General features: G+C 50.1%; 28 protein-coding genes. 12 read left to right on the top strand and 16 right to left on the bottom strand.

Features of this window, described 5'->3' with window-relative positions:
* The first annotated feature begins 348 nt into the window (after nt 1-348).
* On the top strand, nt 349-1,011 hold the full coding sequence (locus tag ACSAZK_RS11290; protein WP_440954232.1) for an MBL fold metallo-hydrolase: 663 nt from the start codon (nt 349-351) through the stop codon (nt 1,009-1,011).
* 95 nt (nt 1,012-1,106) lie between these two features.
* On the top strand, nt 1,107-1,475 hold the full coding sequence (locus tag ACSAZK_RS11295) for a ribonuclease P protein component 4 (RefSeq protein ID WP_440954233.1): 369 nt from the start codon (nt 1,107-1,109) through the stop codon (nt 1,473-1,475).
* 24 nt (nt 1,476-1,499) lie between these two features.
* On the opposite strand, the gene ACSAZK_RS11300 is transcribed toward ACSAZK_RS11295, so the two are convergent.
* Nucleotides 1,500-1,793 carry a hypothetical protein gene (locus ACSAZK_RS11300; protein ID WP_440954234.1) on the bottom strand — a complete coding sequence of 98 codons (294 nt, stop codon included), beginning with the start codon at nt 1,791-1,793 and terminating at the stop codon, nt 1,500-1,502.
* Nucleotides 1,794-1,934: 141 nt separating this feature from the next.
* Nucleotides 1,935-2,222 (bottom strand): signal recognition particle protein Srp19, encoded by a 288-nt coding sequence (locus ACSAZK_RS11305; RefSeq protein WP_440957003.1) that lies wholly within the window; start codon nt 2,220-2,222, stop codon nt 1,935-1,937.
* Between the two features lie 250 nt (nt 2,223-2,472).
* On the opposite strand from ACSAZK_RS11305, the gene ACSAZK_RS11310 reads away from it, so the two are divergent.
* From ACSAZK_RS11310 to ACSAZK_RS11320, 3 genes are all read left to right on the top strand, one after another.
* Entirely contained in the window at nt 2,473-2,730 is a 258-nt protein-coding gene (locus ACSAZK_RS11310) for a hypothetical protein (protein WP_440954235.1), read from the top strand.
* Nucleotides 2,731-2,971: 241 nt separating this feature from the next.
* Nucleotides 2,972-3,832, top strand: coding sequence for a DUF5803 family protein (locus ACSAZK_RS11315; RefSeq protein ID WP_440957004.1), 861 nt, complete (start codon nt 2,972-2,974; stop codon nt 3,830-3,832).
* An 87-nt stretch (nt 3,833-3,919) separates the two neighbouring features.
* A complete protein-coding gene (locus tag ACSAZK_RS11320; RefSeq protein ID WP_440954236.1) occupies nt 3,920-4,609 on the top strand; it encodes a type IV pilin in 690 nt (229 codons plus the stop codon).
* A gap of 203 nt (nt 4,610-4,812) precedes the next feature.
* Here the strand turns inward: ACSAZK_RS11320 and ACSAZK_RS11325 are convergent, their stop codons facing one another.
* From ACSAZK_RS11325 to ACSAZK_RS11360, 8 genes are all read right to left on the bottom strand, one after another.
* Nucleotides 4,813-6,453, bottom strand: a complete 1,641-nt coding sequence (locus tag ACSAZK_RS11325) for an ABC transporter substrate-binding protein (protein WP_440954237.1) — start codon at nt 6,451-6,453, stop codon at nt 4,813-4,815.
* Between the two features lie 100 nt (nt 6,454-6,553).
* On the bottom strand, nt 6,554-7,315 hold the full coding sequence (locus tag ACSAZK_RS11330) for a class I SAM-dependent methyltransferase (RefSeq protein ID WP_440954238.1): 762 nt from the start codon (nt 7,313-7,315) through the stop codon (nt 6,554-6,556).
* Complete coding sequence (locus ACSAZK_RS11335; protein ID WP_440954239.1) at nt 7,296-8,024, bottom strand: ABC transporter ATP-binding protein; 729 nt, start codon at nt 8,022-8,024, stop codon at nt 7,296-7,298. Before ACSAZK_RS11335 ends, ACSAZK_RS11330 begins: the two co-directional genes overlap by 20 nt.
* A complete protein-coding gene (locus ACSAZK_RS11340) occupies nt 8,000-8,941 on the bottom strand; it encodes an ABC transporter ATP-binding protein (protein ID WP_440954240.1) in 942 nt (313 codons plus the stop codon). The genes ACSAZK_RS11335 and ACSAZK_RS11340 overlap by 25 nt, the downstream gene beginning before the upstream one ends.
* Entirely contained in the window at nt 8,938-9,843 is a 906-nt protein-coding gene (locus tag ACSAZK_RS11345) for an ABC transporter permease (protein ID WP_440954241.1), read from the bottom strand. The genes ACSAZK_RS11340 and ACSAZK_RS11345 overlap by 4 nt, the downstream gene beginning before the upstream one ends.
* A 4-nt stretch (nt 9,844-9,847) precedes the next feature.
* Nucleotides 9,848-10,789 carry an ABC transporter permease gene (locus ACSAZK_RS11350; protein ID WP_440954242.1) on the bottom strand — a complete coding sequence of 314 codons (942 nt, stop codon included), beginning with the start codon at nt 10,787-10,789 and terminating at the stop codon, nt 9,848-9,850.
* Between the two features lie 199 nt (nt 10,790-10,988).
* The gene (locus ACSAZK_RS11355; protein WP_440954243.1) at nt 10,989-12,575 is read right to left on the bottom strand and encodes an ABC transporter substrate-binding protein; all 1,587 of its coding nucleotides are present in this window, start codon (nt 12,573-12,575) and stop codon (nt 10,989-10,991) included.
* 239 nt (nt 12,576-12,814) lie between these two features.
* Nucleotides 12,815-13,582 (bottom strand): class I SAM-dependent methyltransferase, encoded by a 768-nt coding sequence (locus tag ACSAZK_RS11360; protein ID WP_440954244.1) that lies wholly within the window; start codon nt 13,580-13,582, stop codon nt 12,815-12,817.
* Between the two features lie 706 nt (nt 13,583-14,288).
* Between ACSAZK_RS11360 and ACSAZK_RS11365 the strand changes: the two genes are divergently transcribed.
* Genes ACSAZK_RS11365 through ACSAZK_RS11390 form a run of 6 tightly spaced genes read left to right on the top strand, consistent with a single transcriptional unit; the run spans nt 14,289 to nt 20,207 of the window.
* Entirely contained in the window at nt 14,289-14,858 is a 570-nt protein-coding gene (locus tag ACSAZK_RS11365) for an FmdE family protein (protein ID WP_440954245.1), read from the top strand.
* Between the two features lie 19 nt (nt 14,859-14,877).
* A complete protein-coding gene (locus tag ACSAZK_RS11370) occupies nt 14,878-15,915 on the top strand; it encodes a 4Fe-4S binding protein (protein ID WP_440954246.1) in 1,038 nt (345 codons plus the stop codon).
* A 1-nt stretch (nt 15,916) separates the two neighbouring features.
* Nucleotides 15,917-17,671 carry a formylmethanofuran dehydrogenase subunit A gene (locus ACSAZK_RS11375; protein ID WP_440954247.1) on the top strand — a complete coding sequence of 585 codons (1,755 nt, stop codon included), beginning with the start codon at nt 15,917-15,919 and terminating at the stop codon, nt 17,669-17,671.
* 4 nt (nt 17,672-17,675) lie between these two features.
* Nucleotides 17,676-18,497 (top strand): formylmethanofuran dehydrogenase subunit C, encoded by an 822-nt coding sequence (locus tag ACSAZK_RS11380; RefSeq protein ID WP_440954248.1) that lies wholly within the window; start codon nt 17,676-17,678, stop codon nt 18,495-18,497.
* A 10-nt stretch (nt 18,498-18,507) separates the two neighbouring features.
* On the top strand, nt 18,508-18,897 hold the full coding sequence (locus ACSAZK_RS11385) for a molybdopterin dinucleotide binding domain-containing protein (RefSeq protein ID WP_440954249.1): 390 nt from the start codon (nt 18,508-18,510) through the stop codon (nt 18,895-18,897).
* A 2-nt stretch (nt 18,898-18,899) separates the two neighbouring features.
* Nucleotides 18,900-20,207, top strand: coding sequence for a formylmethanofuran dehydrogenase subunit B (locus tag ACSAZK_RS11390; protein ID WP_440954250.1), 1,308 nt, complete (start codon nt 18,900-18,902; stop codon nt 20,205-20,207).
* Between the two features lie 99 nt (nt 20,208-20,306).
* On the opposite strand, the gene ACSAZK_RS11395 is transcribed toward ACSAZK_RS11390, so the two are convergent.
* On the bottom strand, nt 20,307-20,630 hold the full coding sequence (locus ACSAZK_RS11395) for a hypothetical protein (protein WP_440954251.1): 324 nt from the start codon (nt 20,628-20,630) through the stop codon (nt 20,307-20,309).
* A 39-nt stretch (nt 20,631-20,669) separates the two neighbouring features.
* Here ACSAZK_RS11395 and ACSAZK_RS11400 point away from each other — a divergent pair, with 39 nt between their 5' ends.
* Entirely contained in the window at nt 20,670-21,698 is a 1,029-nt protein-coding gene (locus ACSAZK_RS11400) for a hypothetical protein (RefSeq protein ID WP_440954252.1), read from the top strand.
* A gap of 239 nt (nt 21,699-21,937) precedes the next feature.
* Here ACSAZK_RS11400 and ACSAZK_RS11405 read toward each other — a convergent pair whose 3' ends face one another.
* The 5 genes from ACSAZK_RS11405 to ACSAZK_RS11425 all read right to left on the bottom strand — a co-directional run bounded on the left by ACSAZK_RS11405 (nt 21,938) and on the right by ACSAZK_RS11425 (nt 26,656).
* Entirely contained in the window at nt 21,938-22,765 is an 828-nt protein-coding gene (locus ACSAZK_RS11405) for a Rossmann-like domain-containing protein (RefSeq protein WP_440954253.1), read from the bottom strand.
* Between the two features lie 120 nt (nt 22,766-22,885).
* Entirely contained in the window at nt 22,886-23,683 is a 798-nt protein-coding gene (locus ACSAZK_RS11410) for a nicotinate-nucleotide pyrophosphorylase (protein ID WP_440954254.1), read from the bottom strand.
* Nucleotides 23,684-23,784: 101 nt separating this feature from the next.
* Complete coding sequence (locus ACSAZK_RS11415; protein ID WP_440954255.1) at nt 23,785-25,008, bottom strand: ATP-binding cassette domain-containing protein; 1,224 nt, start codon at nt 25,006-25,008, stop codon at nt 23,785-23,787.
* Nucleotides 25,005-25,841, bottom strand: a complete 837-nt coding sequence (locus tag ACSAZK_RS11420; RefSeq protein ID WP_440954256.1) for an ABC transporter permease — start codon at nt 25,839-25,841, stop codon at nt 25,005-25,007. Before ACSAZK_RS11420 ends, ACSAZK_RS11415 begins: the two co-directional genes overlap by 4 nt.
* The gene (locus ACSAZK_RS11425; protein ID WP_440954257.1) at nt 25,829-26,656 is read right to left on the bottom strand and encodes a molybdate ABC transporter substrate-binding protein; all 828 of its coding nucleotides are present in this window, start codon (nt 26,654-26,656) and stop codon (nt 25,829-25,831) included. The genes ACSAZK_RS11420 and ACSAZK_RS11425 overlap by 13 nt, the downstream gene beginning before the upstream one ends.
* Nucleotides 26,657-26,849: the final 193 nt, after the last annotated feature.

Consider the following 26,849-nt stretch of genomic DNA (forward strand, 5'->3'; position numbering starts at 1 on the left):
ACTGAATATGATTACTGCGTATGATTGCTGCATATGATTACTGCATATGATTACTGCATATGATTACTGCATATGATTACTGCATATGATTACTGCATATGATTACTGCATATGATTACTGCAGAAAATTTATCTCATCTCCTACTATTCTAAATATTGTGGCATGTCTTCACAATTTGTCCATTTTTGTTTGAATATATACTAATAATTCTAATCTGTCGTTCATCTATCCCTAATTTATATATTGGATTCTGATCTTAATTAAATTCCACTTTTATCAGTCCTGACAGTTTGACGGATTTTTATCAACGTTTCTATTACACAAAAGATCCTTGGAGGTTTAATTATATGAAAAGCACAACAATCGGAGGTGTGAAAATAAGCTGGCTCGGGCATGCAGGCTTTTTGCTGGAAGGGGAAGGCAAAAGGATTTATATCGATCCATTCGAGCTTGCGGAAGAGCCCGAGTTTGACGAAAAGGCTGACATTCTCCTGATCACCCATGAACACTTCGACCACTGCAGCCCTGATGATATCCGGAAGGTCAGGAGGTCCGATTCCACAACCCTTGTCCCTGAGGCCTGTTCTCTTAACTTCAAAGGGGACGCCAGGAGGATTGCCGAAGGGGATGTCCTGGCTGAGGGGCTTGAGATCAAGGGAACAAGGATCGAAGTCGTACCTGCTTACAATCCTGACAAACCTTACCACCCGCGGGGACTTGGGGTAGGGTACATTGTCGAACTTGAAGGGCTGCGCATCTATCATGCTGGGGACTGCGACTTTTTCCCGGAAATGGGGGGTATCAGGGCTGACGTTGTCCTGCTGCCCATAGGGGGGACCTATACCATGGACGAAGAGGAAGCTGCCAGAGCAGTTGAGGTTATCTCCCCGAAAGTTGCAATCCCCATGCACTACGGAAAGGTTGAGGGGACGGCCGGAAACCCGGAAAAGTTTAAAGCCCTTGTTAAAGGCAAGAATCCCGACGTTGAAGTAATTATTTTTGATCCCTGAGTTCTCCTTTTTCCTGCAACAGGTTACAGGACCTTAAAGGGATGCTCAGGTTAAAAGAGAAGGGTTATAAGATAAATTGCAGAATCTATCCCACCATGTCGCGAATTCCCAGGAAAAAACAGAAAAATATGCTCCGAAGCGTTGCAACCCAGCGCATGTGGAGGCTCTTTGAGCTTGCGGAAAAGGAGTTCAAGGAACATCCCGAACGAAGCGAGCGCTACGTTCAGCTTATCCGGAGCATCTCAATGCGAAACCGGATGAGGGTTCCGCGGGAAATAAAACGCCGTATCTGCAAACACTGCTATGCTTTCCTGGTACCCGGAGTAAACGCTCGCTACCGGCTTAAAGGCGGGTATACTGTGGTCTCCTGCGAGCGCTGCGGAATGGAAATGCGCTATCCCTATAAAGGGTTGAAACCTTCCAGGAAAAAAGGCAATAGCAGTAAGGATAGGGAGAAAGTGTGACCTGGGGGAAGGCGCCGGGAAAGGTTATGTTAACCCTGCTGAAAGCACAGTCAGAATTTTCTGCGCCATAAAAGTCCCAAGAATTATCACAACTGCAATTGAGAGGTAGATGGCAACGTTTCGGTATACGACGTCTTTTTCGGATCCTACCTTTATTCCCAGGGCTCCCCCGCAACCCTCACAGGGTGTAGAGCAACATCCGCATCCTAGCTGAATTTCATGGTTGGGGTTAGAGGGTGTTTTTCTGGGCGAAGAGTGCTGGTTTGAACTGGATGTTGGATTTATTACAGGCAGGATTTTTTTATTGGTTTCGGACATAAGTGTTTTTTTCACTCCTAACTGATATAAACATTGTTTTTCCTTCCGGAAACTTTGTAAGGTCATTTCGGACCGGGCAGTTTTTTGAAAGGTAATAAGTTTGGAACGGATGAAGGGCTTGGACCTCTAAACTTTTGAGCTTTACCTGGTTCGAGTCTTTTTTATGCCTGCCGAGATTTGTTTTGCAATCACGGATTTAGGGCCCTTGTTGTCTACGAGCACCCTGCCGCTCACTTCCCACCAGGCCTTGGGATAAGCTTTTTCAGGTTCAACTTCAGGGTTAAGGCCCAGTTCAAGGGCTGCTTTTTTTATTTCATTGAGCTGAGGCTCTTTTACCGAACTTTTCCGGGAGATAATTCTTCCGTTGCTTCTGGATCTGGTCTGGTCTATATATACGGGCCAGATTACAAGTTTTCCCTTGTCTTTCATCATCATACGCTATCTATTTTCTAGATTGTTTTCATGAAATTTAAAACTGCCCCGGAAAGGTCCTGAGAGCAGGCGGACCTGCTGTCCTGGAAAGTGTGAATTCAAATGATCCCTCTGAATCCTGTTCATGGAATTAATTTAGCTAGTTATCCCAGCTCCTGTGCATGGGATACATTCAACCGGTTCTTCGGGAATCCCACAACCTTCAGTTATTTATATTTTTCAGACAATCTCTTCTCTGGTGTTTTAAATGATTCCGGGATTTGCAATTGATGAAAAAGTCAGGGCGTATGTCCGGAAAAGCGGGCAGGACTTCAGGCTCTCTACCTCTCCCGAGGGGCCTGTTTTGATGCCGCTTGGATCTGTCTCTGCGAAGCCTTCTGACCTGAAAATTCTTCTCGGAGGCAACGTCCTGTATGTCTCAAAGCTTCAGGCCAAATATATTAAAAAGATAGACTGGCCCATGGTGGAACGATATCTGGATTCCGGTGGAGATTCCGGGGTCTGAGTTTTCCGGGTTTTTCCGTAATCTTTTCTGCTTCGGAGGGTTCGGAGAGGTGTTTTGGCTGTTCATTTCAGGCTGCCCATTCAGGCCGGGTATCCGTTTTGTTTATTAAGATGGGGACGCATAGGATAAAAGCTGACATTTACCCTGGCCCTGCAAAGTCCTCTTTTCCGGGGGAACAGGAGATTGCCGCAGGTTGAAAATATACACACTCTAAACTGAATGGGAGAAGTTGTCCGTGAAAATGAGAACTAAGGCTTTGTTTGCGCTCCTGGCCCTTCTGGTGGTCTTCGTATCGGGCTGTATCGAAGAAACGGAAGAAATTGTCCTTGATGAGTCGGGGAACGCTTCTTCCTATGAATTTGAAGTTTTTGTGGATGAAGGCGGGACCGGAATTCCAGCAAATACCACCACGTATTATCCCCTTGGAAACAATACGGAAGTCCGGGTCGTCAATATGGTCATAGATGCCAGCAAGCTGGAGATTTTCCCCACCGAATCCTTTGGCGGAAGTCCCGAGGAAGTTCCCATCGAAAACCTCGTCCTGCTTGTAGAGCCTTCGAATGCAACGGAGGCAGACCTGGATACCTTCCAGGAACTTTCTGAAAGGAGTGAGCTTTCGGACCTCAATTATACCCTGACCAGGGAAAACCGCCGCAATATGAAAGTCATAAACCTGGATTTTGAGGAAAATGTAACGGGTTTTATTGCTTACACCCTTAAAATGCCGGGAGCCCAGAATCTCGCTATCATGAGGCCTGATTCGGAGTTCATCCGTGTGGTAATTCCGGAAGGTTATGCCACGGGCAACCGTGTTTTCGGGATACCCAGGCCAGAGCCTTATGCCGTGGAAGAGGATGAGCTAGGCAGGCAGACCTTTCTCTGGATTGCCTCGGAAATGGATGAAAGGGAGCAGACTATCCAGGTGAAGTATTACCGTGAGTCTTCTCCTCTGTACTTCTTTGCGGCAATCGTTGCCCTTCTTTTCGGGGTTGTGATGGTTTTCGTGCACTACTCAAGAAGCAAGAAGGAACTCCTGAAGGTCAGGGAAATTTTTGAACTTGAAAAGGAATACGAGGAAAAAGAAAAGCGCAAAAGAAAATAAGCTCCTTTCCTCACAAATTTATAGGTTCCTAATTATTTTTTGATCAACCCTCATCTATTTATCCTGACATGTCTATAAATTATCTTAATGAAAGCCTGGATACAAGTTCGGTTAAAATCCTTCTTTTCGTCAAAGTCGGGGTCAGATGCTGCCGTTCCTGTAATAGGCTCCCTTATTCTTTTGATGATTTTGTTTATACTTGTGGGGTTAGCTGCGTCCAGTTTCTTCGATAGCTCTCGGGGGGGCGCAAGTTTCCAGTCACCTGTGGCAAAAATCGATCTTGAATCCTGTGAGGGGGGACTTTACGGTGTTGGTCCGACGGATGAAAGAGTCACGCTTGAAGAAAACCAGATAATGCTTGAGCATAAAGGGGGGGACTCACTACCTGTTAAAACCACTTCTATTCGAATTAGTGGGTATGGAAATTCCTACCGTGGAGTTGTTGGAACCAAGGGGAGTGGCAGAGTAGAAGGGAACACCATTGTCCACTACGAAGACCTGAGTTCGGAAGGTAAGAATCCTGACTACATGGACCGAAATGGTGCCGCTCTTGAAGACGGTTTCTGGGATGTCGGGGAAAGATTAATTCTCTGCGGGCAGGATAGTGCGGAAGGTGATTCGTATTCCAGTGTCAAAGTAAGTGTTGGTGGAGGGAAGAACACCTCGGACAACTACGGCTTCAAGGCAGGGTCTGAAATTAGCTTAAAGGTCATTGACAGCGAAGGGCGGAACGTTATTGCGGACAGGACGGCGGCTGTGGAATTTGTAAAAGACTGAGTCTTAATGAAAAAAGATCAGAGCTCCTTTCCTGGCATCTTGTTGAGCTGGAGCTCCGTCTTAAAATGTGTTCATATTTATTTTCGTTTTTCTGTTTTGTTTACTGTTTTGTTTGCTGTTTCATTTTGCTGTTTCATTTTGCTGGTTTTTCTTTCTGTGTTTGTTTACTGTTTTTCACGTTTCTCTGTGGCTCAGGGTTCCCTTTAACTCTGGCTTTCGATGTACATTTCAGGGTTCAGGAAGTATCCATGCACCGTGGTATCGAAGACCAGGCCCTTGATCGAGTCTTTCCTGGCCGCTGCGCAGCCGTAGTAGCAGACGGGGATGATGGGCTGCTCTTCGTGGACATATGCCTGGACCTCATCGAATTTCGAATAGCGAAGTTCGGGGTCTGCGATTCCGTTTGCCTCTGTGATCATGCCATCAAGTTCGGGGTTTGAGTACCCTCCCCGGTTCCCGTCTCCGCCTGTCATGTACATGTCGTTGAAGACATAGCTCGGGTCTGCAACATTCGAGACTCCCATGGTCGAGAGCAAGAGGTCCCAGTCGCCTTCCTTCAGCCTGTCCGAGATGCCTCCCCATTCCATCACTTCGTACCTTACACCAATTCCAAGTTCCCTGTACTGGGCTGCCATTGCTTCTCCAATGGGAGGAAGCCCCGGGCGGTTAGGGTAGGTCAGAAGGCTCAGGGTCAGGCTCTCTCCGGCTTTTTCTCTTATCCCATCTCCGTCTGAATCGGTCCATCCGGCTTCGGAAAGCAGCTCTTTTGCTTTTTCGGGGTTGTAGGGGTAGGGTTCAAGATCCCTGTTTACCCAGTGCATTTCAGGCAGGAATATTCCTGTGGCGGGTCTCCCTACCTCAAAGAGTACGTTTTCAACCATTTCTTCCCTGTTTATGCCGTAAGAGAGAGCCTGCCTGACCTTTTTGTCGGAAAGGGCTTCTTGCTTTGCATTCATCTCCAGGATGTACTCGTTTGCCGTGTCGAACCTCTCAACCGTGATCCCGGGAAGGGCGTCCAGGCGGTCCACCTCGTTGTAGGGGACATCAAGGGTGTAATCGATTTCCCCGCTTTCGATTGCCATTGCCCGGGTATTCGGGTCTTCCATTGTCCTGAAAATGACCCTGTCAAGTCCGGGTTCCCCTCCCCACCAGTTTTCGTTCTTCACGAACACAAGGGTATAGTCCCGGTCGTCATAGGACTCGATTTTAAAAGGTCCTGTCCCGATCGGCACCCCCATTTCCCTGTTTTCGTCTATGGATTTAGGGCTGAAGATTGCGGCTTTTGAATAGTGCAGGGTTTCGGGCAGAACGGGATTTGGATCTGTTGTGCGGATTTGCAGGGTATGCTTGTCCAGCGCGTCAATACTTTCGATCTTTGTCAGCTGGGCGAGTTTGTTATTGTGCTCGATGTCCCATTCCAGGGAAAACTTCACGTCTTCGGCGGTAAAGGGGTCTCCGTTGCTGAAGAGCACGTCTTTTCTCAATTCGAATTCCCAGGTACTGCTGTCAATCGCTTCCCAGGAGGTGGCAAGATAGGGTTTTAAGGAAAAGTCGTTATTGCATTTAACCAGGTACTCGGTAACAAGTTCGTTTGTCTCCTCGCAGACAAGGGGGTCAATGCTCTGGACTGCCCACATAACCCCCATTGTAAGGGTTTTTTCTCCTTCAGCTTCGGGTGAAGGTGAGGATTTTGATTCTCCTGCCCCGCCTTCCCCCTCCCCGGGCGAATCCGTGCAGCCCGAACTGCAGAGAGATGCGGTCAGGATGAAGAGGACAAGCATAAGCGTAAGGACTGAAGCCCCTTTTTTTGAAGATCCTGTTTTCGCTGTTTTCGCTATTTTCATGGAATCATCCTTCCTGATTCTTTTTCTCCTCAATTTCTTCCGGGATTATTTTTTCACTCAAGCTCTTCCGGAATTCTTTTTTCCTCAAGTTCTTCCGGGATTATTTTTCCCCGTAGATCAGATGATATTTGTAATTGAAGGCTATCCGCTTCCGAAGCGGCATCTTCCTTTTCTGGAGATCGATAAGCTCTTTCAGGTCCAGGTCCCCGACATTTTTGAAGCTGGCCGCCCTGAAGTAATCAAGCGTTTTTTCCGGGGGAGCCCCATGAGGGTTGGGAAGTTCGCTGTTGATCTCCCTTGAGTAGTACCCTTTCCGGGGATTTCTCTTCTCGACCAGCAGGGTACAGAGGTCGCTTATAAGCCTCCTCGTTTTGGTTTCGAGCGAGCCGTCGTTCCAGAGCCCATCGACTACCAGAAGCACTCCCCCCTCCTTTAGCACCCGTTTCCAGTTCCGGACCGCAACATCCGGGTGAGGAAGGGTCCAGAGGAGGTGGCGGTTGACAACTACGTCGAATGTTTGTGCCTCAAAAGGGGGTATTTCGGCATCTCCTTTCCTGAAGGTGGTGTCAAACCCTTTACCGGTTGCCTTTGCCCTCGCTTTTTCAAGCATTTTATCCGAAAGGTCAAGCCCTGTTACACGGTGGCCCATTTCAGCAAACAGGAACCCGATCTCGCAGGTCCCGCAGCCCACATCGAGCACTTCAAGCCTGCCCGGGGGAAGGAGGCTTTTGAAAAGCTGTTTCCAGGCTTCTTTTTCTGTTTCGGTCTGGATCCCGTGCCCTTCATGGCTGTCGTAGGTTTCGGATGAAACGTCCCAGATCCGGGCAATGTTTTGTTTGATCTTATTTTCTTGAACGGGCATGTTTTGATACCTCTTTTTTCCTGACATCTTCAATCGAAGCTATGTTTCCGTTTTCCAGGTAAGCTATCCTGTGGCAGACCCTCCTCAGGACGTCGAGGTCGTGGGAGATCAGCAGGTAGGAAACTCCCGTTTCCCTCTGGACTTTCTGCATAAGGCGCAGGATCTGGGCCTGGACCGAGACATCGAGCATGGACGTGGGTTCGTCCGCAACCACAAAATCCGGAGATAAGGACATAATCCTGGCAAGCACCACTCTCTGGATCTCTCCCCCGCTGAGCTGGTTCGGGTAGCGGGCCAGGTGTTCCGGGCGAAGCCCGGTCAGCTCTGCCAGCTCTTCGACCCTCTCCAGGAGCTCGGTTTTTTTGAGCCCGGCCCGGACTCTGAGAGGTTCTACCAGGCTGTCAAAGGCTTTCATCCTGGGGTCAAGGGACGTTTCCGGGTGCTGGAAAATCATCTGGATTTTCGGGCGCAGGTCCCGGAACTCTTTTTTCCCCATGCCCAGAATATTTTTCCCGTGGACAAGGATTTCCCCGTCCGTGGGTTTCTCAAGCCCCATTATACACCTGCCGATAGTGGTCTTTCCGGAACCGCTTTTCCCGAATAGTCCCAGGGTTTCCCCGGGCGCTACCGAGAAACTGACGTTTTTGAACACCTCGGCATCCCCAAAGCTCATTTTCAGTCCGTTTACTGCAAGGACCGGAGATGGCACCTGATCCCCCCTCCTTCATGGTTTTGCATTTCCGGATGCCGCCTGGAACACTCAACGGCTGCGTACCTGCACCGTTCATGGAAAAAACAACCCTCAGGAAGCCTTATCCGGCTCGGGCTCTGCCCGCTCAGGGGGACAAGCCCGTTTCGGGGATGGGCCCGGATAAGCCCTTTTGTGTAAGGGTGTCCCGGGGAATGCAGGACTTTTGAGGCTTCATCCAGTTCCACGACCTCCCCTGCGTACATCACGGCGACCCTGTCGCAGACCTCATGGGCCAGGTCAAGGTCGTGGGTGATCAGGAGCATGGTCTTGCCGTATTCGTTTTTTATTTTAGTAAACAGTTCCACGGCTCCTGCCCTGGCTTCCGGGTCCAGCCCTTTTGTAGGCTCGTCCGCGATCAAAAGTTCGGGCTCGAAGGAAAGGGACATGGCTGCAAGCAGCCTCTGCCTCATCCCTCCCGAAAGCTGGTGGGGGTAAAGGCCGCAGAGCTTTTCCGGGTCCTGCAAAAAGAGTTTTTTCATGAGCCCGAGGGCTTTTTTCATTCCCTCTTTTTTCTCAATCCCTCTCCTTTCGAACACTTCTCCTATCTGAAGCCCGTTTTTAAGAGCCGGGTTCAGGGCCCCTGCGGGGTTCTGGGGCATCAGGGAGATGCGTTTTCCCCGGATTTTCCGGAGTTCGGAGGGCTCCAGGGAAAAGAGTTCCTTTCCGGCAAAGCAAACGTTTCCGGAAACCCTGGCATTTGCCGGGAGGAGCCGGAGCAGGGCAAGCCCTACAACGGATTTTCCTGATCCGCTCTCCCCGATTATCCCGAAGGTTTCCCCTTCCCTGACGTCAAAAGATACTTTTGAGACTGCTTTTACGCTGCCTTCCCCGGCGGGGAATTCCACGGAGAGTTCTCCTATTTCAAGCAGGCTCAATACATCTCCCCTCCTTCATGGTGCGGGTCCAGGATGTCCCGGATGCCGTCTCCCAGGATGCTGAATATTACAACAACGAAGGTGATGGCAAGCCCCGGGAAGATGGTCTGGTGAGGAGCCGTCCTCATGAACTCCTTTCCTGCGGAAAGCATCGCCCCCCACTCCGGGACATCGGCAGGCAGGCCTATTCCCAGGAAACTTAAGGTGGCGATGGAAAGGATGACGTGCCCCAGGTCGATTGTGGCAAGCACGAGGAGAGGGGCTATGGCATTGGGCACGATGTGTTTGCGGATGATGTGAAAGTCTCCTGCCCCGCTTGTCACGGCGGAAAGGACAAATTCCTGTTTTTTGAGGGAGAGGGCCTGCCCCCTCATCAGCCGTGCGTACCTTGCCCACTGGACAACCGAGAGGGCAAGCACCAGGTTAAAAACCCCGCTTCCGAGCACCCCCATGATGGTCAGGGCAAAGATCACTCCCGGGAAGGAGAGGAAGATGTCTATGACACTGGAGATGCTTTCGTCCACAAGCCCCCCGTAGTACCCTGCAGCACAGCCCGCGGCAATTCCCACGAACAGGGAAATGAGGACCACCCCAAAGGCGATGGAGAGGGAAATCCGGGCCCCTATGAGTATCCTGCTCAGGAGGTCCCTTCCCAGGTAATCCGTGCCCAGCAGGTGGCCTTCGGAAGGGCCGAGGTTCTTGTTCTTGAGATCGATTGCGTTCGGGTCATAAGGAGAGAGCATGGGGGCAAAAAGGGCAACCCCTGCAAAAAGCACAAGCGCGGCCAGGGCAAAAAGCATGTCCTTCCTTTGAAAGACCCTTTTTGCAAACTCGCCGCCGTATTCCCCAAGCTGCGGCAAAAAGCCTTCTCTCCTGAATCTGTCAGCAAATACGTTATCCATGGTATCAACCGTACCTTATCCGCGGGTCGAGATGCGTATAGAGCATATCCACAAGGAAGTTCACGAGGAGGAACATGCTTACAATGGCAAGCACGCAGCCCTGTACCATTGGCAGGTCCCTGGCTGAGATCGAGTCCACAAGGAGGCTCCCTATCCCCGGCCAGGCGAAGATCTTCTCGATCACAATGGTTCCCCCAAGCAGGTTTCCCATCTGGAACCCGATCACCGTGACCACGGGAAGCATTGCGTTTTTCAGGGCATGCCGGCTTATGATCTTCCTCAGGGGAAGCCCCTTGGCCTGTGCAAACCTGATGTATTCCTGCCCCAGGGTCTCGAGCATGCTTGTCCTGGTGACCCTCATAACCGCTGCCATGGAGTGGAGAGAAAGGGCTGCTGCCGGCAGGAACAGGTTTTCCAGGCTTCCGTACCCTGCAACATGGACAAGTTTCAGTTTCAGGGAAAATACCAGGATTAAAAGCAGGGCGACCCAGAAACAGGGCATGGAAACCCCAAACAGGGTCACAACCCTGAGAATGTGGTCGGAAATCCTGTTTTCCCTGAGTGCCGAATATATCCCGAGGCTTACCCCCGCCAGCACTGCGATTGCCATACTTGCCCCTGCAAGCTGGATGGTTGCCGGCAGGCGCAGGGCCAGGAGGTAAAGGACCGGTTTTCTAAAAACGTAGGAAGTCCCGATGCCCTCCCCCGTGACAGCGGCCTTCACCCACCTGAAAAACTGGATGTAGAGGGGGTCGTCCAGGTTGTAGCGGCTTGAGATCTGGTTGAGCTGTTCTTCGGTTGCGCTTTCTTCCAGGCCCACGAAGGTATGTTTCAGGATCAGTTCGGCGGTGCCTCCGGGAATCACGTTCATAAGGAAAAAGGTCAGGGCACAGACCGCAAAAACCGTTAGCGCCATGAACCCGAGCCTTTTCAAGAAATATCTCATGCTTCCTCCTCAAGGCCGGCAGGCTGCATCAGCGCCCCTGCCTGCCCGCATAGTTCTGTTTGGAATTCTTATCCGGGGAGGGGACTGAAAAAAGAGGAAGGCATGAAACTTCGTGCCCGCAATTTCTTTCCCTCTTCTCCGGATTTTCTTTTAAATTTTAATTTTCCAGTTTTACTTTTCGAATTTTGCTTTTCGAGTTTTACTTTTCGATGTACATGTCCGCATTTGTGCGGTAGTCGTGGGCGGTCGGGTCGAAGACATAACCCTTCACATAGTCCTTCTTCACAATGGCACAGCCGTAGTAAGCAACAAGGATCATCGGCTGTTCTTCGTACACGATTGCTTCCACCTCGTTGAACTTCCGGTAGCGCTCTTCAAGGTCTGTGAGCTTCCTTGCTTCCATGATCAGGGAGTCGACCTCGGGGTTGGAATAACCCGGACCGTTGTCAGGCCCTCCGGTCATGTACCAGTTGCTCAGGACATATTCGGGGTCAGGGACCATTGCTATGTTGTAGGCTGCAAGGTAAAGGTCCCAGTTGCCTTTCTCTTTCCTGTCGTATATAGCCCCGAACTCGAGGACTTCAGCTTCCACATCAATGCCCGCCTCTTTTAGCTGGGCAGCCATGGTTTCGGCCATGGGGGGCAGCCCCGGCCTTGCAGAATAGGTCATGAGGTTAAGCCTGAGGGGTTTTCCGTCCTTATCCCTTATCCCGTCCCCGTCCGTGTCCACCCAGCCTGCTTCCGTGAGGAGTTTATCGGCTTTTTCCAGGTTCCTTGTATAGGGCTGAAGGTCCTTGTTTGCCCAGACCATTGTGGGGAGGAAAGGACCTGCTGCAGGTTCTCCCACGTTGTAGAGGACGTGTTCTGCAATTTCGTACCTGTCAATTACATAGGACATGGCCTGCCTGACCCTTACATCTCCCAGCGGTTCATGCCCCAGGTTTATGTCTATTTTGTACACTCTTGGGGTCTTGTATTTCTCCACGTTGATGCCATCAAGCTCGTTTATCCGGTCAGTTTCACTGTAGGGCACGTCGACGGTAAAATCCAGTTCCCCGTTTTCGATTGCCATTGCCCGGGTGTTTGGGTCGGGCATCCCTTTCAGGACCATCCTGTCAAGGCCCACTTCTCCTCCCCACCAGTTTTCGTTCTTCACGACGGTGAGGATCCGGGTCTGTTCGTCAAAGGACTCGAACTTATACGGGCCTGTCCCAACAGGTTTGACGAATTCTCCGGCTTCGTCAAAGGAAGAGGGGCTTATTACGGCAGTATCCGGATAGTGGAGAACTCCGGGAAGGATGGGGTTGAGTTCCGAGGTTTCTATTTTGAGGGTGTAATCGTCGACAACTTCCATGGACGCTATTTTGAGCATGGAAGCTACCCTTGGGTTTTTGGCAATGACGTTTCCCAGGGAGGATTTGACTTCTTCCGCAGTCATTTTACTTCCATCATGGAAAAATACGTCATTTCTGAGCTTGAATTCCCAGGTGTTTTCTTCGAGTTGTTCCCAGGACGTTGCAAGCCCCGGTTTCAGGGAAAAGTCCTGGTTGGCACCAACAAGGGTCTCGGTTACGGCGGCTTTTTCACAGATCAGGGTGCCCCCGTCCCCGTCGACAGTGTTAATTGATTCGATCTCCCACATCTCTCCGAGCACCAGCGTATTCGAACCGGGGTTTTCTTCCGTTACCTCGCTTCCTTCCGTGCCGGTGCATCCGGAGGTAAGCAGTGAGGCGCAGACCAGTAAGGTTATAATAAGTATAGATAGGGGAGTGTTTTTTTCCTTCATTTTGGAATCTCCTTTTTCAGAATCTCTCTTTTCGGAATCTCCTTTTTTAGAATCTCTTTTTTTGGAATCTTTTTTTTCAGAATCTTTTTTTTCGGAATCTCCTTTTTCAGAATCTCTCCTTTCGGAATCTCCTTTTTCAGAATCTCTTTTTTTGGAATCTCTTTTTTCGGAATCTCTTTTTTCGGAATCTCCTTTTTCAGAACCTTTTTTTCGGAATCTCCTTTTTACAACACTGAGTCTCATTTCCTGCCGTGGACCAGGTAGTACTGGAAATTGAAGGAAATTCTCTCCCGGAAAGGCATGTGCTGTTTCTGGATTTCCAGAATCTCTGTGAGAGGCAGGTTTTCTATGCTGCTAAAACCTGCATTTTCCAGATACCCTTCCACTTTTTCGGGAGGAGGGCCCCTTACATCCGGGAGCATGGATTTCAGTTCCTCCGAGTACCCGCAGTGTCCTTTTCGCGGATTTTTCCTTTCCATGATCAGAGTCCCAAGACAGCTTGTCGCTCTGCGGAGCTTTGTGCCGAGCGTCCCGTCGTCCCATATCCCGTCAATAATGATGGCCATGCCTCCTTCTCGGAGAACATTTTTCCAGTTAGTTATGGCAAGCTGGGGGTTAGGAAGCGTCCATAGAAGGTGGCGGTTTATCACCACATCAAAAGAAGCAGGTCCATAGGCAGGAGATTCGGCATCTCCTTTTTCAAAAACCAGGTCCATTCTGCGGGCATGGGCTTTTGATTTTGCCTTTTCAAGCATTTTCTCCGAAAGATCGATACCTGTCACCTCATGCCCCATCTCAGCGAAGAGTATGCTCAGCTCTCCGGTACCACAACCTACATCCAGGATTTTCAGGCAGTCTTCAGGGAATACTTTTTTGAAAGTGTTTTCCCAGGAATCCCTTTCCCGTTCACTCTGAATCCCGTGGCTGGCGTGCGTGTCGAATGTCTCGGAGGCAAGGTCCCATCTGTGGGCTACAAGTTCTTTGATTCGTGTTTCCGGTATGGACATTAAAAATGAGATGCAGATCTTTTGATTAATAATTTTCTATTTTGTAACAACTAATGTGATTTAATTTTATTTAATTAACATTTTATCAAAGTATATTCTCAATATGCTTTATTAAATATCCTATCTATCTATTTTTGTCTTACTAAATCGGGCTATTTTCAGTTTGATTGGCCAGGCTTAAAATTGAATGTTTTATTTTTCTGTTTTTATCCGGAATCAATTTCCTATCGATAATTTTATAATTGATCTGCTTATATTATTCTCAAAGTTTAATGGAGATTCTGTCTCGACCGATATGTTTAATCAAACATATCGGGGTACATCAATTTGATGTTTGGGGTTCGTCTGACCTACTGGGAGCTTTATGACAAATCCTGCAGGTAGAATGCCTTGTCTCCGTTCCTTTGGTGCTGTGAATAAAAGTTCACTACGTTTATTTCGAAAAATGATCTATGTGGCATAGCATATTTTTTTGTGTTATGTCGAAATTAACATAATGGTTGTTTGTAAAATAATTTCTTGCTCCGGACTTTCCTTTGCCGGCGGCAGGTTTGTGTGATTGTTCAATCGAACCGGGCATCCTCATGGACTCCTGATATGTTGGAATCAACATAATGAATGTGGCATAATGGGTGTGACATGCCGGGGTGCCCTCTAAAAAATACATCGGATTTGAATTCCGGATTTAGATCCTGTGAGGCGTCCCATGGAAACGATTATAGAACAGATAAAGGACCCTGAACTGCTTTCCCAGATCGAGAAGCTCGTCCCCTTTCACGGCTACCTGACTTCCGGGGCTTTCATCGGCCTCCAGATGCTCAATATTGCAAGGAAAGTGCTCGATGTGAGGGACGGGGAGCGTATATACGTGACCTGTGAAACCCGAAACTGCGTGCCTGACCCCTTCCAGATCCTGGGCGGGGCAACCAGCGGGAACAACGGGCTGAAGATCAAGGACCTGGGGAAAATGGCAGTAACCGTGAACAAGCGAGTTCCTGACGGTGTAGATGCTACAAAGGGGGTCCGCATCATGCTCGACCCTGAAAAGACAGAGGCGTATCCGAAGCTTCACGCCTGGTACCTGAACACCGCGAAACTCCCCCATACCGAGGTCCTGCCCGACCTGCTGGCAGCCGGGGAAAAGGTGTACACCTGGAACTTCGTGGATATCAAAGTTCCGGTTAAGGGTAAAAAACGGATACAGCGCTGCGAAAAATGCGGTGAGATGTTCATTCGGTATAATGATGAGCTGCTGTGCGGCGAATGCACAGAATAACGGTTTAGAGGTAAATAAAATGCAAGATGACAGAAGATTGTCGGTCTTTTCCGAAAAAAAAGACAAGCAACTGGTCTACCTGCCTGAAAAATGCATAGGCTGCGGGACCTGTGTGCAGGCCTGCCCGAAAGGGAGCCTTGCAATCGGAGCCGTGGGTGCCGTTGCAAGAGGCCTGCTTGACGCGGATTTTCTTGAAATGAAGGGCGAAGACTGCATTGTCTGCGGGATCTGTGCCAGGGTTTGCCCCACAGGTGCCCTGGAATTGAGGCAGGAAGGAAAGTCCCTGAAAGATGCTTCTTACCTTTCAGGAGCCCTGAAACCCACTTCCGTGGACGAAAACTGTGTCCACTGCGGGCTCTGTGCTGAAGTCTGCCCGCAAGACTGCATTACGGTTACAAAAGAACTTGCAGAGGACGGAAGCCTGAAGCTTGTTGGAAAGACCAGCATTGATACGGAAAGCTGCGTGCACTGTGGCTGGTGTGCGGCGGTCTGTCCTGCGGACGCTATTTCCGTGGAAAAACCCTTTGAAGGCCGCTGGGAATGGGACGAGAACACCTGCCAGACCTGCCACACCTGCGTGGAAGTCTGCCCCGCAAATGCCCTTCTCAATAAAGACTGGGCTGCCGGGGAAAGGGTTGAAAAGATTACTCACCGGCCGGATGCCTGCATTTACTGCGGGGCCTGTGCGGTGTCCTGTCCCGTGGACGCCATTGACGTCCGCAAGACGGCTATCCTGCCGGAAATGGAGAAAAAAGGAGCCCTTGAGAAAAAGCTGGTTGAGGCTCCGGTCCCGGAAGCCCTGCTTCGCACCCGCCTGGAAACTGACGACTCAGCCTGTCTGGGCTGCGGAAACTGCGTAATTGTCTGTCCCGTAAATGCTTTAGGGGACAGGGAACTTGCCGCAGGGCACCTGAATAACCTGGACGAGAAAGCTATCCTCGAGGTTAAAGATGGAAAGGTAGGAGTTGTGGACCAGGAACTCTGCGGAGGAGACGGCACATGCGCCCTTATCTGTCCCGTAGACGCTATCAGGCTTGTAAAAAGAGAGGTGGAATAAAATGGCAGGAACCATTGCCATCAAGAACGGGTACGTCTTAGACCCCCTGAACGAGATCAACGGGGACGTCATGGACATCTTTATCAGGGACGGAAAAGTCGTAAGGGAACTTTCCGCTGCTGAAATGCAGGACGCAAAAGTAATCGATGCCACAGGCATGACGGTCATGGCGGGCGGGGTTGACTCTCACTCTCACGTAGCAGGGGCAAAGGTCAATGCCGGAAGGCAGATGCGTCCTGAGGACCACTACAAGACCAACATCAATAAGACCGAACTTACACATTCGGGTTCAGGCTACACTGTCCCTTCGGTCTACAAGCAGGGTTACGATTACGCAGCAATGGGTTACACCACGGTCTTTGAAGCCGCAGTTCCCCCGCTTGAAGCCCGGCATACCCATGAGGAAATGCGTGCCACTCCCCTGCTTGATATGGGCGGCTACCTTGTGCTCGGGAACAACTGGTTTTTGATGCGCTACCTGAAGGACGGGGAATTCGACAGGGCAGCAGCTTATGTTGCCTGGATGATGAAAACCCACAAGACCTACGGGATCAAGTGTGTCAATCCCGCAGGAGTCGAGAATTGGGGCTGGGGAGACAACGTAAACAACCTGGACCAGGCCAACATCCATTTCGAAATGACTCCCAGGGAAATGATCAAGGGCCTCGCCGAGGTTAACGAAATGCTGGGAATGCCCATGCCCCTGCACCTTCATGCCAACAACCTCGGGCATCCGGGCTGCTACGAGATCACAAAAGATTCCCTGAAAATTCCGGACGGGATAAAGGCCAAACAGAAAATGGACGTGGAATGGGCCGAGACAAAAATGGACCCTTCGCGGGACCGCTCTGTCTACCTCACCCACCTGATGTTCAACAGTTTTGCAGGCACAAGCTGGGGGGACTGTGAGTCCGGAGTAAAAGACGTTGCGGATTACATTAACAATAAGGACCATGTGGTTATCGACAGCGGCTGTACTCCTTTCGGGGAAGCAACTGTCATGACCGGAGACGGGCCTGCAATCCACGACCTCTACACCCTCACAGGCAACAAGTGGTCGAACGCTGACATCGAGCTTGAATGCGGATCCGGTGTCCTGCCTTTCACCTACCTCAAGGCCAACCCCGTGCACAGTTTGCAGTGGGCCATGGGGCTTGAGACTCTTCTCCTTATCAAAGACCCCTGGAAGACCATCATGACCACGGACAGCCCGAACGGCGGGCCGTTTACGAAGTATCCCGTAGTCATGGCCTGGCTCATGTCCGAGGCTTCCAGGAAGCAGACCTTTTCGGAATGCCACAAATGGGCCAGCGACAGGAGCGAACTTGGCGGCGTGGACCGGGAACTTTCCCTCTACGACATTGCAATCCTGACCAGGGCCAACACTGCCCGGACCATAGGTATGGCGCACAGGAAAGGGTCTCTCGGCCTCGGGGCTGACGGGGATGTTACGGTCTACAACCTCAACCCGCAGAAGCTTGATTCAAACAACTACGAGGAACTCATCCGGGCCTTTGCACGGGCTGAATACACAATCAAGGCGGGAGAAATAGTGGCAAAGAACGGGGAAATCGTATCCGTGCCCGAAAAGCGGACTTACTATTCCGAGGTGCACGTGGAAGACGAAAAGGAAAAAGAGATGCTGGTTGACGTCAAGGAGTGGTTCAGGTACTACACTCTCGGCTTTGCCAACTACCCGACTCCTGAAAAATACCTTGAAAACCCGACCCCGATACAGATAAACAAAGAGAGGTGAGGCAATGGCAGAAGTAGTGCTTATACCGAAAAAGGAAATCGATATCAAACTTGAGGCAGAGGCCATCACCCCTGACGCTTTTGCCGGCAAGAGTGCCGAGGAAATCGGAAAGCTGGAAATCTGGCAGGGGCCAAAGACCTATCCCCTTGCCGAGTTTTTCGATGTGGAAAGAAATGAAGAGGATTTTGCCGGAGAAACTGCCGAAAACGTCCTGATCCGTATAAAAGGGGACATGCTCCGGGTCAAAAAGATCGGGGAAGGCATGACCGCAGGCAGGATCGAGATCGAAGGTTCCGCAGGCATGCATGTAGGCGCCGGGATGAAAGGAGGCGAAATCCTGGTCTCGGGAGACGCTGATTCCTGGGCAGGCATGGAAATGGAAGGCGGGCTTTTGCAGATCAAAGGCAACGCCGGAGACCATGTGGGCTGCGCTTACCGCGGTTCCTGGCACGGGATGAAAGGCGGGCGCATCGTCATAGAAGGCTCGGCACGGCACCAGCTCGGAGGCGGTATGGACGGCGGGGAAATCTTCGTGGAAGGAAATGTGGAAGGTTTCTGCGGGATTCGCCAGACAGGCGGGCTTATTGCTGTCCGCGGTGGCGCTCTTCGCACTGTCGGAGTTGAAATGAGTGGGGGAACCCTGCTCATCGGAGGCCGGATCGAGCGCTTTTCCCCGGGCTTCGAATGCGTTGGGTCGGAAACAGGCCCCGCTTTCGGAGACTTCGAGTACGCGGGCGAGTTCAAGAAATTTGCAGGGGACTTTGCGATCAGCAAGCGGGCAAAAGGAGTGCTCTATGTGGCTGCGGACGCAAACCCGGGGCTCTGAGGTGAGAGGAATGGAAGTATTACTCATTAGCGGAAGTACGATTGAGGAAGGCAAACTTGCCAAGGGAGGAGACAAGCTGACCGGCGAATACCAGGCGGAGTGTGCGGTCTGCTGGATTTCCCCCGAAGATTTTGAAGCGCTCGGCTCTCCCGAAAAGGTGAAAGTGACCAGCCGAAACGGCAAACACACCGTTGCAGTCAACACGAAATGCACGGATGCGGTCCGTCAGGGCCAGGTGTTTATGCCAAGAGCCATCTGGTCCAACGTGGTCATTGACCCAGATACCCTTTCCACGGGTTCCCCCCTGTACAAGGGCGCCCCGGTAAACATCGAGCCCACGGAAGACGAGGTCCTGAGCGCCGAAGACGTTGTTTTGAAAGTTTATGTCGGAGGGCTGTGAATATGGTTTCCAAAAACATAGTATGTCCTGTCTGCGGGGCAGCCTGTGATGATATCCAGGTCGAGCTCGGGGACGGAACGATTGAAGTAAAGAATGCATGCAGGATGGGAAGTGCCAAGTTTAAGGAAGTTGTAAGTTCCCACAGGCTCAGGGAGCCCCTCATTAAAAAGGAAGGAGACAGCAAGCCCACGCCAGCAGCCTGGGACGCTGCCCTTGAAAAGGCTGCCGACATCCTGGTTTCGGCAAAGCGCCCCCTGCTCTTCCTGGGAAGCGAGACCTCCTGTGAAGCCCACGAAGTAGGGCTCCATATCGGGGAATACCTGGGGGCGGCTGTTGACTCCAACGCCACGATCTGCCACGGCCCCACAGCTATGGGTATCCAGGAAGCCGGAAAAGTCGGAGCAACCGAAGGGCAGAAGAAAAACAGGGCTGACCTTGTGGTATACTGGGGGACCAACCCTCTTGAGTCCATGCCGCGGCAGATGTCCAGGTACGGGGTCTTCCCCAGAGGCTACTGGACAAAGCGCGGGCGTTTTGACCGGACGATAATCACCATCGACCCCAGAAAGACTCCCACCGCAGAAGCTTCCGACCTGCACATCCAGCTCAAGCCCAATTCCGACTACGAACTCGGAAGTGCCCTCCTGACCATCCTGCACGGAAAAGAGCCCCATCCCTCGGTAGAAGAAATCACAGGGGTCCCTATCTCCACCATGAAAGAAATGGTCGAGATGATGAAGAACTGCAAGTTCGGAGCCGTTTCCGTAGGCCTTGGTCTTTCCTCCTCAATCGGAAAGCACAGGAATGCCGAGATTGCCATGAACCTGGTTAAGGAACTGAACAACTATACCAAGTTCACCCTGGGTGCTCTCCGCGGCCACTGCAACGTCGCAGGCTTCAACCAGATTGCCTCCTACCTCTACGGCTACCCCTTCGGGCTTGACTTCATGAGGGGCCACCCCCGCTACAACCCCGGAGAATTCACAACCGTAGACCTCCTGAGGGAAAAGGACGTGGACGCAGCCCTGGTTATGTGTGCCGACCTTGTCTGCCACATCCCCGCCGACTGTGCCTCCTACCTTGCCGAAATCCCCATGGTCTGCCTGGACATCGCGCCCTGCCCGACCACAGTCGCATCCGACGTAGTACTCCCCGGAGTCATCGACGCCATGGAATGCGATGGGACCTTCTACAGGCTGGACGACGTTGCCGTGCACTTCGAACCCTTCACAACTTCCCCCTTCGAGTTCACGCAGAGCAACGAAGACACCCTGAAGCAGCTCTTTGCAAAGATCAAGGAAAGGGTGTAAGAGAGCTTTTGTTTCCCGCGGGTTTTTAGGTAGGAATAGTGGGAAATAAACTTATGGAATGGTAAAATGAGGGTGATTAAAGCCCTCAACTTCTTCTTTTTAGCTTTTCAGTTCCCAGCGGTTTGATTTTCTAGTTTTCAGTTTTCCTTTTATTTGCTTTTCTGGTTTTTCAATTTCCAGCGCCATTATACGATTTCTTGGCTTTTCAATTTCCAGTGCCGCTATGTAATCTTTCTGGCTTTTCACTTCCCAGTGTAGGCAGTTGTCTTTATAGATCTCGAACCCCGGGAACTCACCGGTTGCGCAAGCAACCGGCCTTTCCTGAAAATATATTATGTAACTAAACAGAATCCTCGAAGTTTTAACATAATAATAATCTTTGAATATACTTTTATACAACCTGCCATTTAATACAATAGCCAATAATTATAACTGTAAAGTACTTACAAAGGTTTGATCCAAATGTTCAAAAGAATCAATATTGGCAAATGGCTGCTGCTTATGATATTTGTTTTAGTTTTATCCTCTGGTTCTGCAAGTGCCGCTGATGATGAATTTAACGATTCCGATTATAATGAAATATCTGATTCTATAACGGAATTTGTAAATGATCCCTCGTTCATAGCCTACAGGGGAACCGTGCCGGAAACAATTGATCAGGAGTGGAAAAATTCAATTGTACATTGCTGGCTAAATCTTACCCGAATGGGACCTTCATATTCCGAATTTGACCGTTCTATAAAAAGCGTTGCTGCCAGTGATATAATAATAATCGAATTGGGCTCTGCCTATCAGGGAGAAGTGGATGACCTCCGGATTGACGAAATGTATCAGAAAATTGAGGATTACTGTGAAGAGCAGGGAGGTATAAGCGAGATCCCTGTGGTCTTTGTATGGGCACAGGATGAGGATGACTTACCGTTACCTGATTATGGTCCAGAAATTTTTGAAAAGGCCGAGAACAGTTCCGGTTTCGTAGCTGCTCGAGGAACAATGCCCGTAATCACAGATGCCAGTGAAAAAGTGGAATGGACAGATTCGCTTGTTCAGTGTAGTCGGTCACTTTCTAGTCCTTCTAATCCCGATGCAGGAATTGGCGCATATTTTGTTGAATTCGGTGGCCCTGTGAGCAGTTTTGGAACCTCCATCAATGGATATTTAGCTGTAGGTTTTCAGGGATACAGTTCAGAAAAAATAAGTGAATCATTAATTGATGAAATCTATCAGGTAATAGATGAGCAGTGCGAACAGGAAGGCATAAGTGACGTACCAGTTGTTTTTGAATATGAAGGATACATAATAGAAGATATAGCAATAGAATCAGTAGACGACAGATCAGATGTGGATGAAGCTTATGAAGCTGCTGATGTCAACTCCTCTAATAATGAAGAAGAAATGGCTGGTAATGAAACAACTAATCAAACACCTGGTTTTACTTCAATAATGGTCATTTTAGGGCTTTTGATTTTGGTGAAAATAAAAAGGAAGTAATTTTTTCCAGGGAGAAGCTTTCCAGTTACTGCTTCTACCTTCCAGCCTATGTTCGAACATACGGCTATCCTGTATTTTTTCAATTTCTTTTTCAATTTTTTTCTGGAAAAGCCGGTCGTCTTCGACGACCGGTGAGAGCGTGGGGATCAGAAATCTATACGATTTAACTTTCCCGGGGACTGAAATCCCGAGTCAATAAACGGCTTACAGGTCACTTTTTCTGAACGTTAGCGGACTTTTTACTGCTTTTTCCTGAATGCCACTTTCTCTCCACAGCACCTGTGTAGCTTCTTGGTTCCCCCCGCTTCGCTGAGCACGGTAAGCATATTCTTCGAATCCGTGATTTTTGTCCCCATTACTGCCGTAACCCCGCGTTCAAAGAAAGGCTTCGGGTACAGGGGTGCACTCGGTCCAAGCAGTATAACTTCTCTTGCTTCCCCGGAGGTTGCAAATTTCAGGAGCTCGTCCAGTGTACCGTTGGCAAGGGTGCTGGCGCTTAGGATGATTACGTCGGATGCGGGGAGGACTTCATCTGCCTTTTCCGAGGGCAGGGTTTTTACTTTAGGGGATTCGATTTCCCGCTTTTCAAGGACGGTCAGGCTCCTGGCTTTTTTCGAAATGCTCGGGACCATAGGGGCGAAGTATCCCACCATTGCAACCCTGTCTCCGGGGTTGATGAGGTCGAGGACGTCAAGTTCCGTGTCAGGTCCCGAAGCAGGGAAGTTTTCGGGCTTTCGGTCCAGGAGCATGTGGGATAGGGCGTTTGCGGCTGCGATTCCTACGGCCGCTTCGAGGTGGTTTTTTGAGAGGGCAAGTTCGAGCAGGGTGTCTGCGGAGCTTCCTTTCAGCCTGCCTGCAAAACCCAGGGCAGGGCAGCCGGAAAAATCAAAAATTGGGGTACAGGCCACGCCTCCGTAGCCGTCCGAGAGCATAACTCCGGTGTAGGCAAGGCCTATGCGAACGTCTTCGGCTTTTATATCTTCAAGGGCAGGCCCGAAGTTCTGACTGAGTTCGTTTACGAGGGCAGGTACGGCTCCGGTTTCATATTTTTTTTCGTTGCCTGTCATGCGGTCACCTTCATCAGTTGGTTTTATTTATTTCCTTCATCTATTGGCTTTAGCTATTGGTTTTAACTGTTGGCCTTAGCTGTTGGTTTTAACTTTCACCTTTTGCTGCTGCCTTCAACTTTAGTTCCCTATTCTCTCGATCTTCGTTGTAAAGTCAAGGGGCTGTGCATAATACGGGGCACTTGAGACTATGATGTTCACGAAAGGCGCGTATTCGGGAATCTTATCTGCCTTTATGCCTCCAACAGCGAGTTCGAGTTTCGGGTTGAGTTTCTTGAGTTCGGGGCCCAGTTCCCTGAGCTCTTCAGGGGAAAGGTGGTCAAGGAGCATGATGTCGGACATTTCGGCGAATTTGAAGGCTTCTTCCCGGGACCTGGGCTCGATTTCTATCTTTTTCAGGGCGCGGAGTTTTCCCAGTTCTCCTGCCACTTCCAGGTGGTTCTGGCTGAGCTGGATGGAATCGCTGAGGGAGTTCCTGTGGACGTCTCCTCCTCCTGCCCTTATGGCTTTTGTCTCGAACCTGCGGGCTCCTGGATGGGTTTTCCTGCTTGCTGCGATTATTACGTCCGGGTTTTCTTTTCTGGCTGAGTTTACAAAAGTTGAGGTTTTGCCTGCTATGGCACACATGATGGTAAGGAAGGTCTGGGAAACCCTCCAGAATTTGAAAAGGGTCCTGAGCTCTCCTTCGGCTTCGAATATGCTTTCCTGGGGCTCGAATTTCTCCCCGTCCTTCAGGTATTTCAGGACCTTCAGGCCCTTTTTTTCGTAGTATTCAGCCAGGTCGTCCGCACAGGCGCAGACCCCGGCTTCCCTGGTCCGGATTTTGAGAGTTCCTTTTCCTTCAAGCTTTAGCAGTTCCGCACTTTCGTCCTGATAGGGGCAGTCTTCAAAAAAGTACAGTTCAAAAAGATCAATCATGGTCTGGCTCCTTGCTCCTTTGTTCTTGACATTTTATTTTTGCTTCTTAATTCCTTCTGGCTTGTTCCGGAATTTCCTTTTAGAGCATTCTTAAATTCAGATTAGCGTATTATTCTGGCATTTGCGGCTTTGAATACGGCATAAATTTCCTTTCCAATCCCGAGGTCCAGCAGTTCGCATGATGTGGGTGTCACAACGGCTTTTAACTCTGAAATCCCTGTTTCAAAATTCCCCTGCATTGAATTTCCTGATCCGGAATTTTCTGATCCGGAATTCCCTATTTCCATTTCAACCAGGACAAGGTGTTCCTTTTTGGAAATTCCAGTAACTATGCCTTTTACCGTGTTTCGGGCAGAACTTTCCACGGCTCCCCTGGCGAGGATTATTTCTTCCGGGCGGATGGAAATGCTGACCTCTTCCCCGGGCTCGGCGGGGTCTGCTGAATAGATCTCAAAGCTCTGGGCCTGGCTTTGGACCTGTTTTTGTTTCTGGCCCTGGTTCTGGTTTTGATTATGGTCTAATATCTGGCTCTGGTTTGTACCCTGGATATCGTTCGAGCTTTGGATTTCAAGCACCGTGAGTTTTCCTTCGAGAGCCCTGACCTTTCCCTTCAGCACGTTGGTACCCAGGAAATCCGCAACGAAATCCGGGGACGGCTGCCTGAATACGGATTCTGGGTCTCCTTCCTGCATCACTTCTCCCTGTCTTATGATGACAACCCTGTTTGCGAGGCTCCAGATGTCGTCAAAGTCGTGGGTCACCTGGAGGACGGTGGTGCGGTATTCGCGGATGGCTTTTTTCAGGACTTCCCTCATATTTTCCCTGTTCCTCATATCAAGGGCGCTGAAGGGCTCGTCCAGGAGGAGGAGTTTCGGGCGGACGACCAGGCTCCTTGCAAGGGCTGCTCTTTGTTTTTCCCCTCCGCTCAGGGTGGTGGGTTTCCTGTGGAGAAGGCCGTCAATTCCCAGGATTCCGGCTATTTGCCGGACTTCGCTTTCTATCTGTTTTTTGTCCCTGAGCTTTTTCCTGAGGGCGTATGCGATATTTTCAAAAACGTCCATGTGGGGAAAGAGCATGTGGTCCTGGTAGACAATGCTGATCTGCCTTTTGTCGGGGGGAAGCGCCGTAATATCCCTGCCTTCCAGGAATATGCTGCCTTTCTTCGGGTAATAAAACCCTATTACGGTTTCGAGGAGGAGAGATTTTCCGCTGCCCGAGGGGCCTGTCAGAGCTACATAGTCCCCTTTTTCGGCATTAAGGCCCATTCCGGTCAGTTCGAAACCTCCCACGTTAAGGTGAAGGTCCCGGACTTCAAGGAAACTCACAGGCTTCCTCCTTCAAAACGTTCGAAACTCAGGATTGCCAGGAAAGCAATCAACATCAGCAGGACCCCGCTTGTGATCGCCATTTCCAGGTTCCCGTAGGAAATGTTCAGGTAAAGGGTGACTGGCAGGACTTCGGTGTGCATGTACGAGCCCCCTGCAAGGATCAGCACGGCTCCGAAAGCTCCTATGCAGCGGGCAAAGGTGATCACAGCAGAGGCAAAAAGCCCGCTCCTGGCCATCGGAAGGGTTACGTTTCTGAAGGTCTCGAATTCCCCGTACCCGAAACTCCTGGAAACCTGCTCGTACCTGGGGTTTATGTCCTCGAACGTGGAGTAGATGACCCTGACCGCATAGGGAAAAGCTATGAAAAACTGGGCAACCACTATTCCGAGCTTGCTGAAGGGCACTCTTATTCCCAGGGTTTCAAGAAACGGTCCCAGAAAGCCCTGCCCAAAGAGGAGCAGCAGGGCAAGCCCGAGAACGAGTTCCGGAAATGCCATGGGAAGGCCGAGAATTGTTTTTACAAGGCTTTTTCCGGGGAAGGAGAAGCGTGAAAGGGCATAGGCTGTAGGGATGGAACAACACATAACCGAAAATGTCGAAATGGAGGCTGTGAGTACCGAAAGCTCCATGGAATAAAGCATCTCTTCCGACATGAGAGCCGAGAGGAGTTCCGAAGGCTTCAGGACAAGAAGCAGGGTCCCCACAGCCAGGAAAAGCAAAAAGGTGAAAAAACAGGAAATGCCGATGGTAGCATTCCTGAACCAGGAATTCCTTACGCAGGAATTTCTTTCGAGGGTTTTTCTTATGCAGGTTTTTCTTACGGACTGCATGGCTCAAAGCCCCATTTTTCCCAGGTCCCTTCAGCTTCTTCTCCTGCTATATAATTGTTAAAGGCCTCTGCAAGTTCGGGTTCTTTTGTATAAACGGAAACCGCCGTAGGTATGGTCTTTATGGAATTCTGTTCTTCAGGGATCGGGACCAGTTCCAGCTTGCCGTTTGCTTCTCCCCAGCTTCCCATATCCTCCCAGATTAAGGTTGCATCGACTTCCCCGGTAACGACATAGATCAGGAGCTGGTTTACCGTTGTGGTCCGGACAATCGTGTTCTTTTCAACTTCCGGGAGAATGCCTGCTTGCGAACATATTTTTTTTGCAACCTTCCCTATGGCAGGCCCGCTCGGGTCCCCGAGAGCCAGCTCGATTCCGGGTTTTGCAAAGTCTTCAATCCCGGAGATTTCTCCCGGGTTTCCGGAAGGAACTGCAATCATAGGGACGTGCAGAGTTACGTTCTGGACACTTTCGTTCAGGACATAATGCTTGCCCATTGCCTGTTCCGTATAGTAGTAGGCTCCAGGGATGAAAACGTCGCATTCCTGTGCAGCCAGGATCCCGAAGATCTCGGCACTTCCGCCGTAATGGACCTGGACGTCGGCTCCTGTTTCGTTTTCAAAGTTCTGGACCAGTTCGTTCATGGGCTTGATAAGTCCGGCCCCCGAGCAGACAGTCAGGCTTTTTCCTTCGAACTGTATATCCGGGTTTTCCGCAGCTGCACCTTCCGCACCTGCTGCTTTCTTCTCGCTGCAGCCGGATACCGATGCAGCTAGAACCAGGACCAGAATTAAAACAAACGTACAAACTTTTTTCATCCGGGAACCTCATTTTAGTGTATAAGTTTTTATTGTAGTTTTTATGGGCTTTTTCAGTTTAGAGTTTAATGGTTATGTTCCAACATACATAACGGTTAATAAAGGTTTTTATTAAAACACGAGATTCTAAAATCTTTCTTTCAATTTTTATAAAAATTTGCAGCGACACTATTTTTTAATTAAAATGTCAAAA

The organism is Methanosarcina sediminis (assembly GCF_052056915.1).
Taxonomy (GTDB): domain Archaea; phylum Halobacteriota; class Methanosarcinia; order Methanosarcinales; family Methanosarcinaceae; genus MTP4.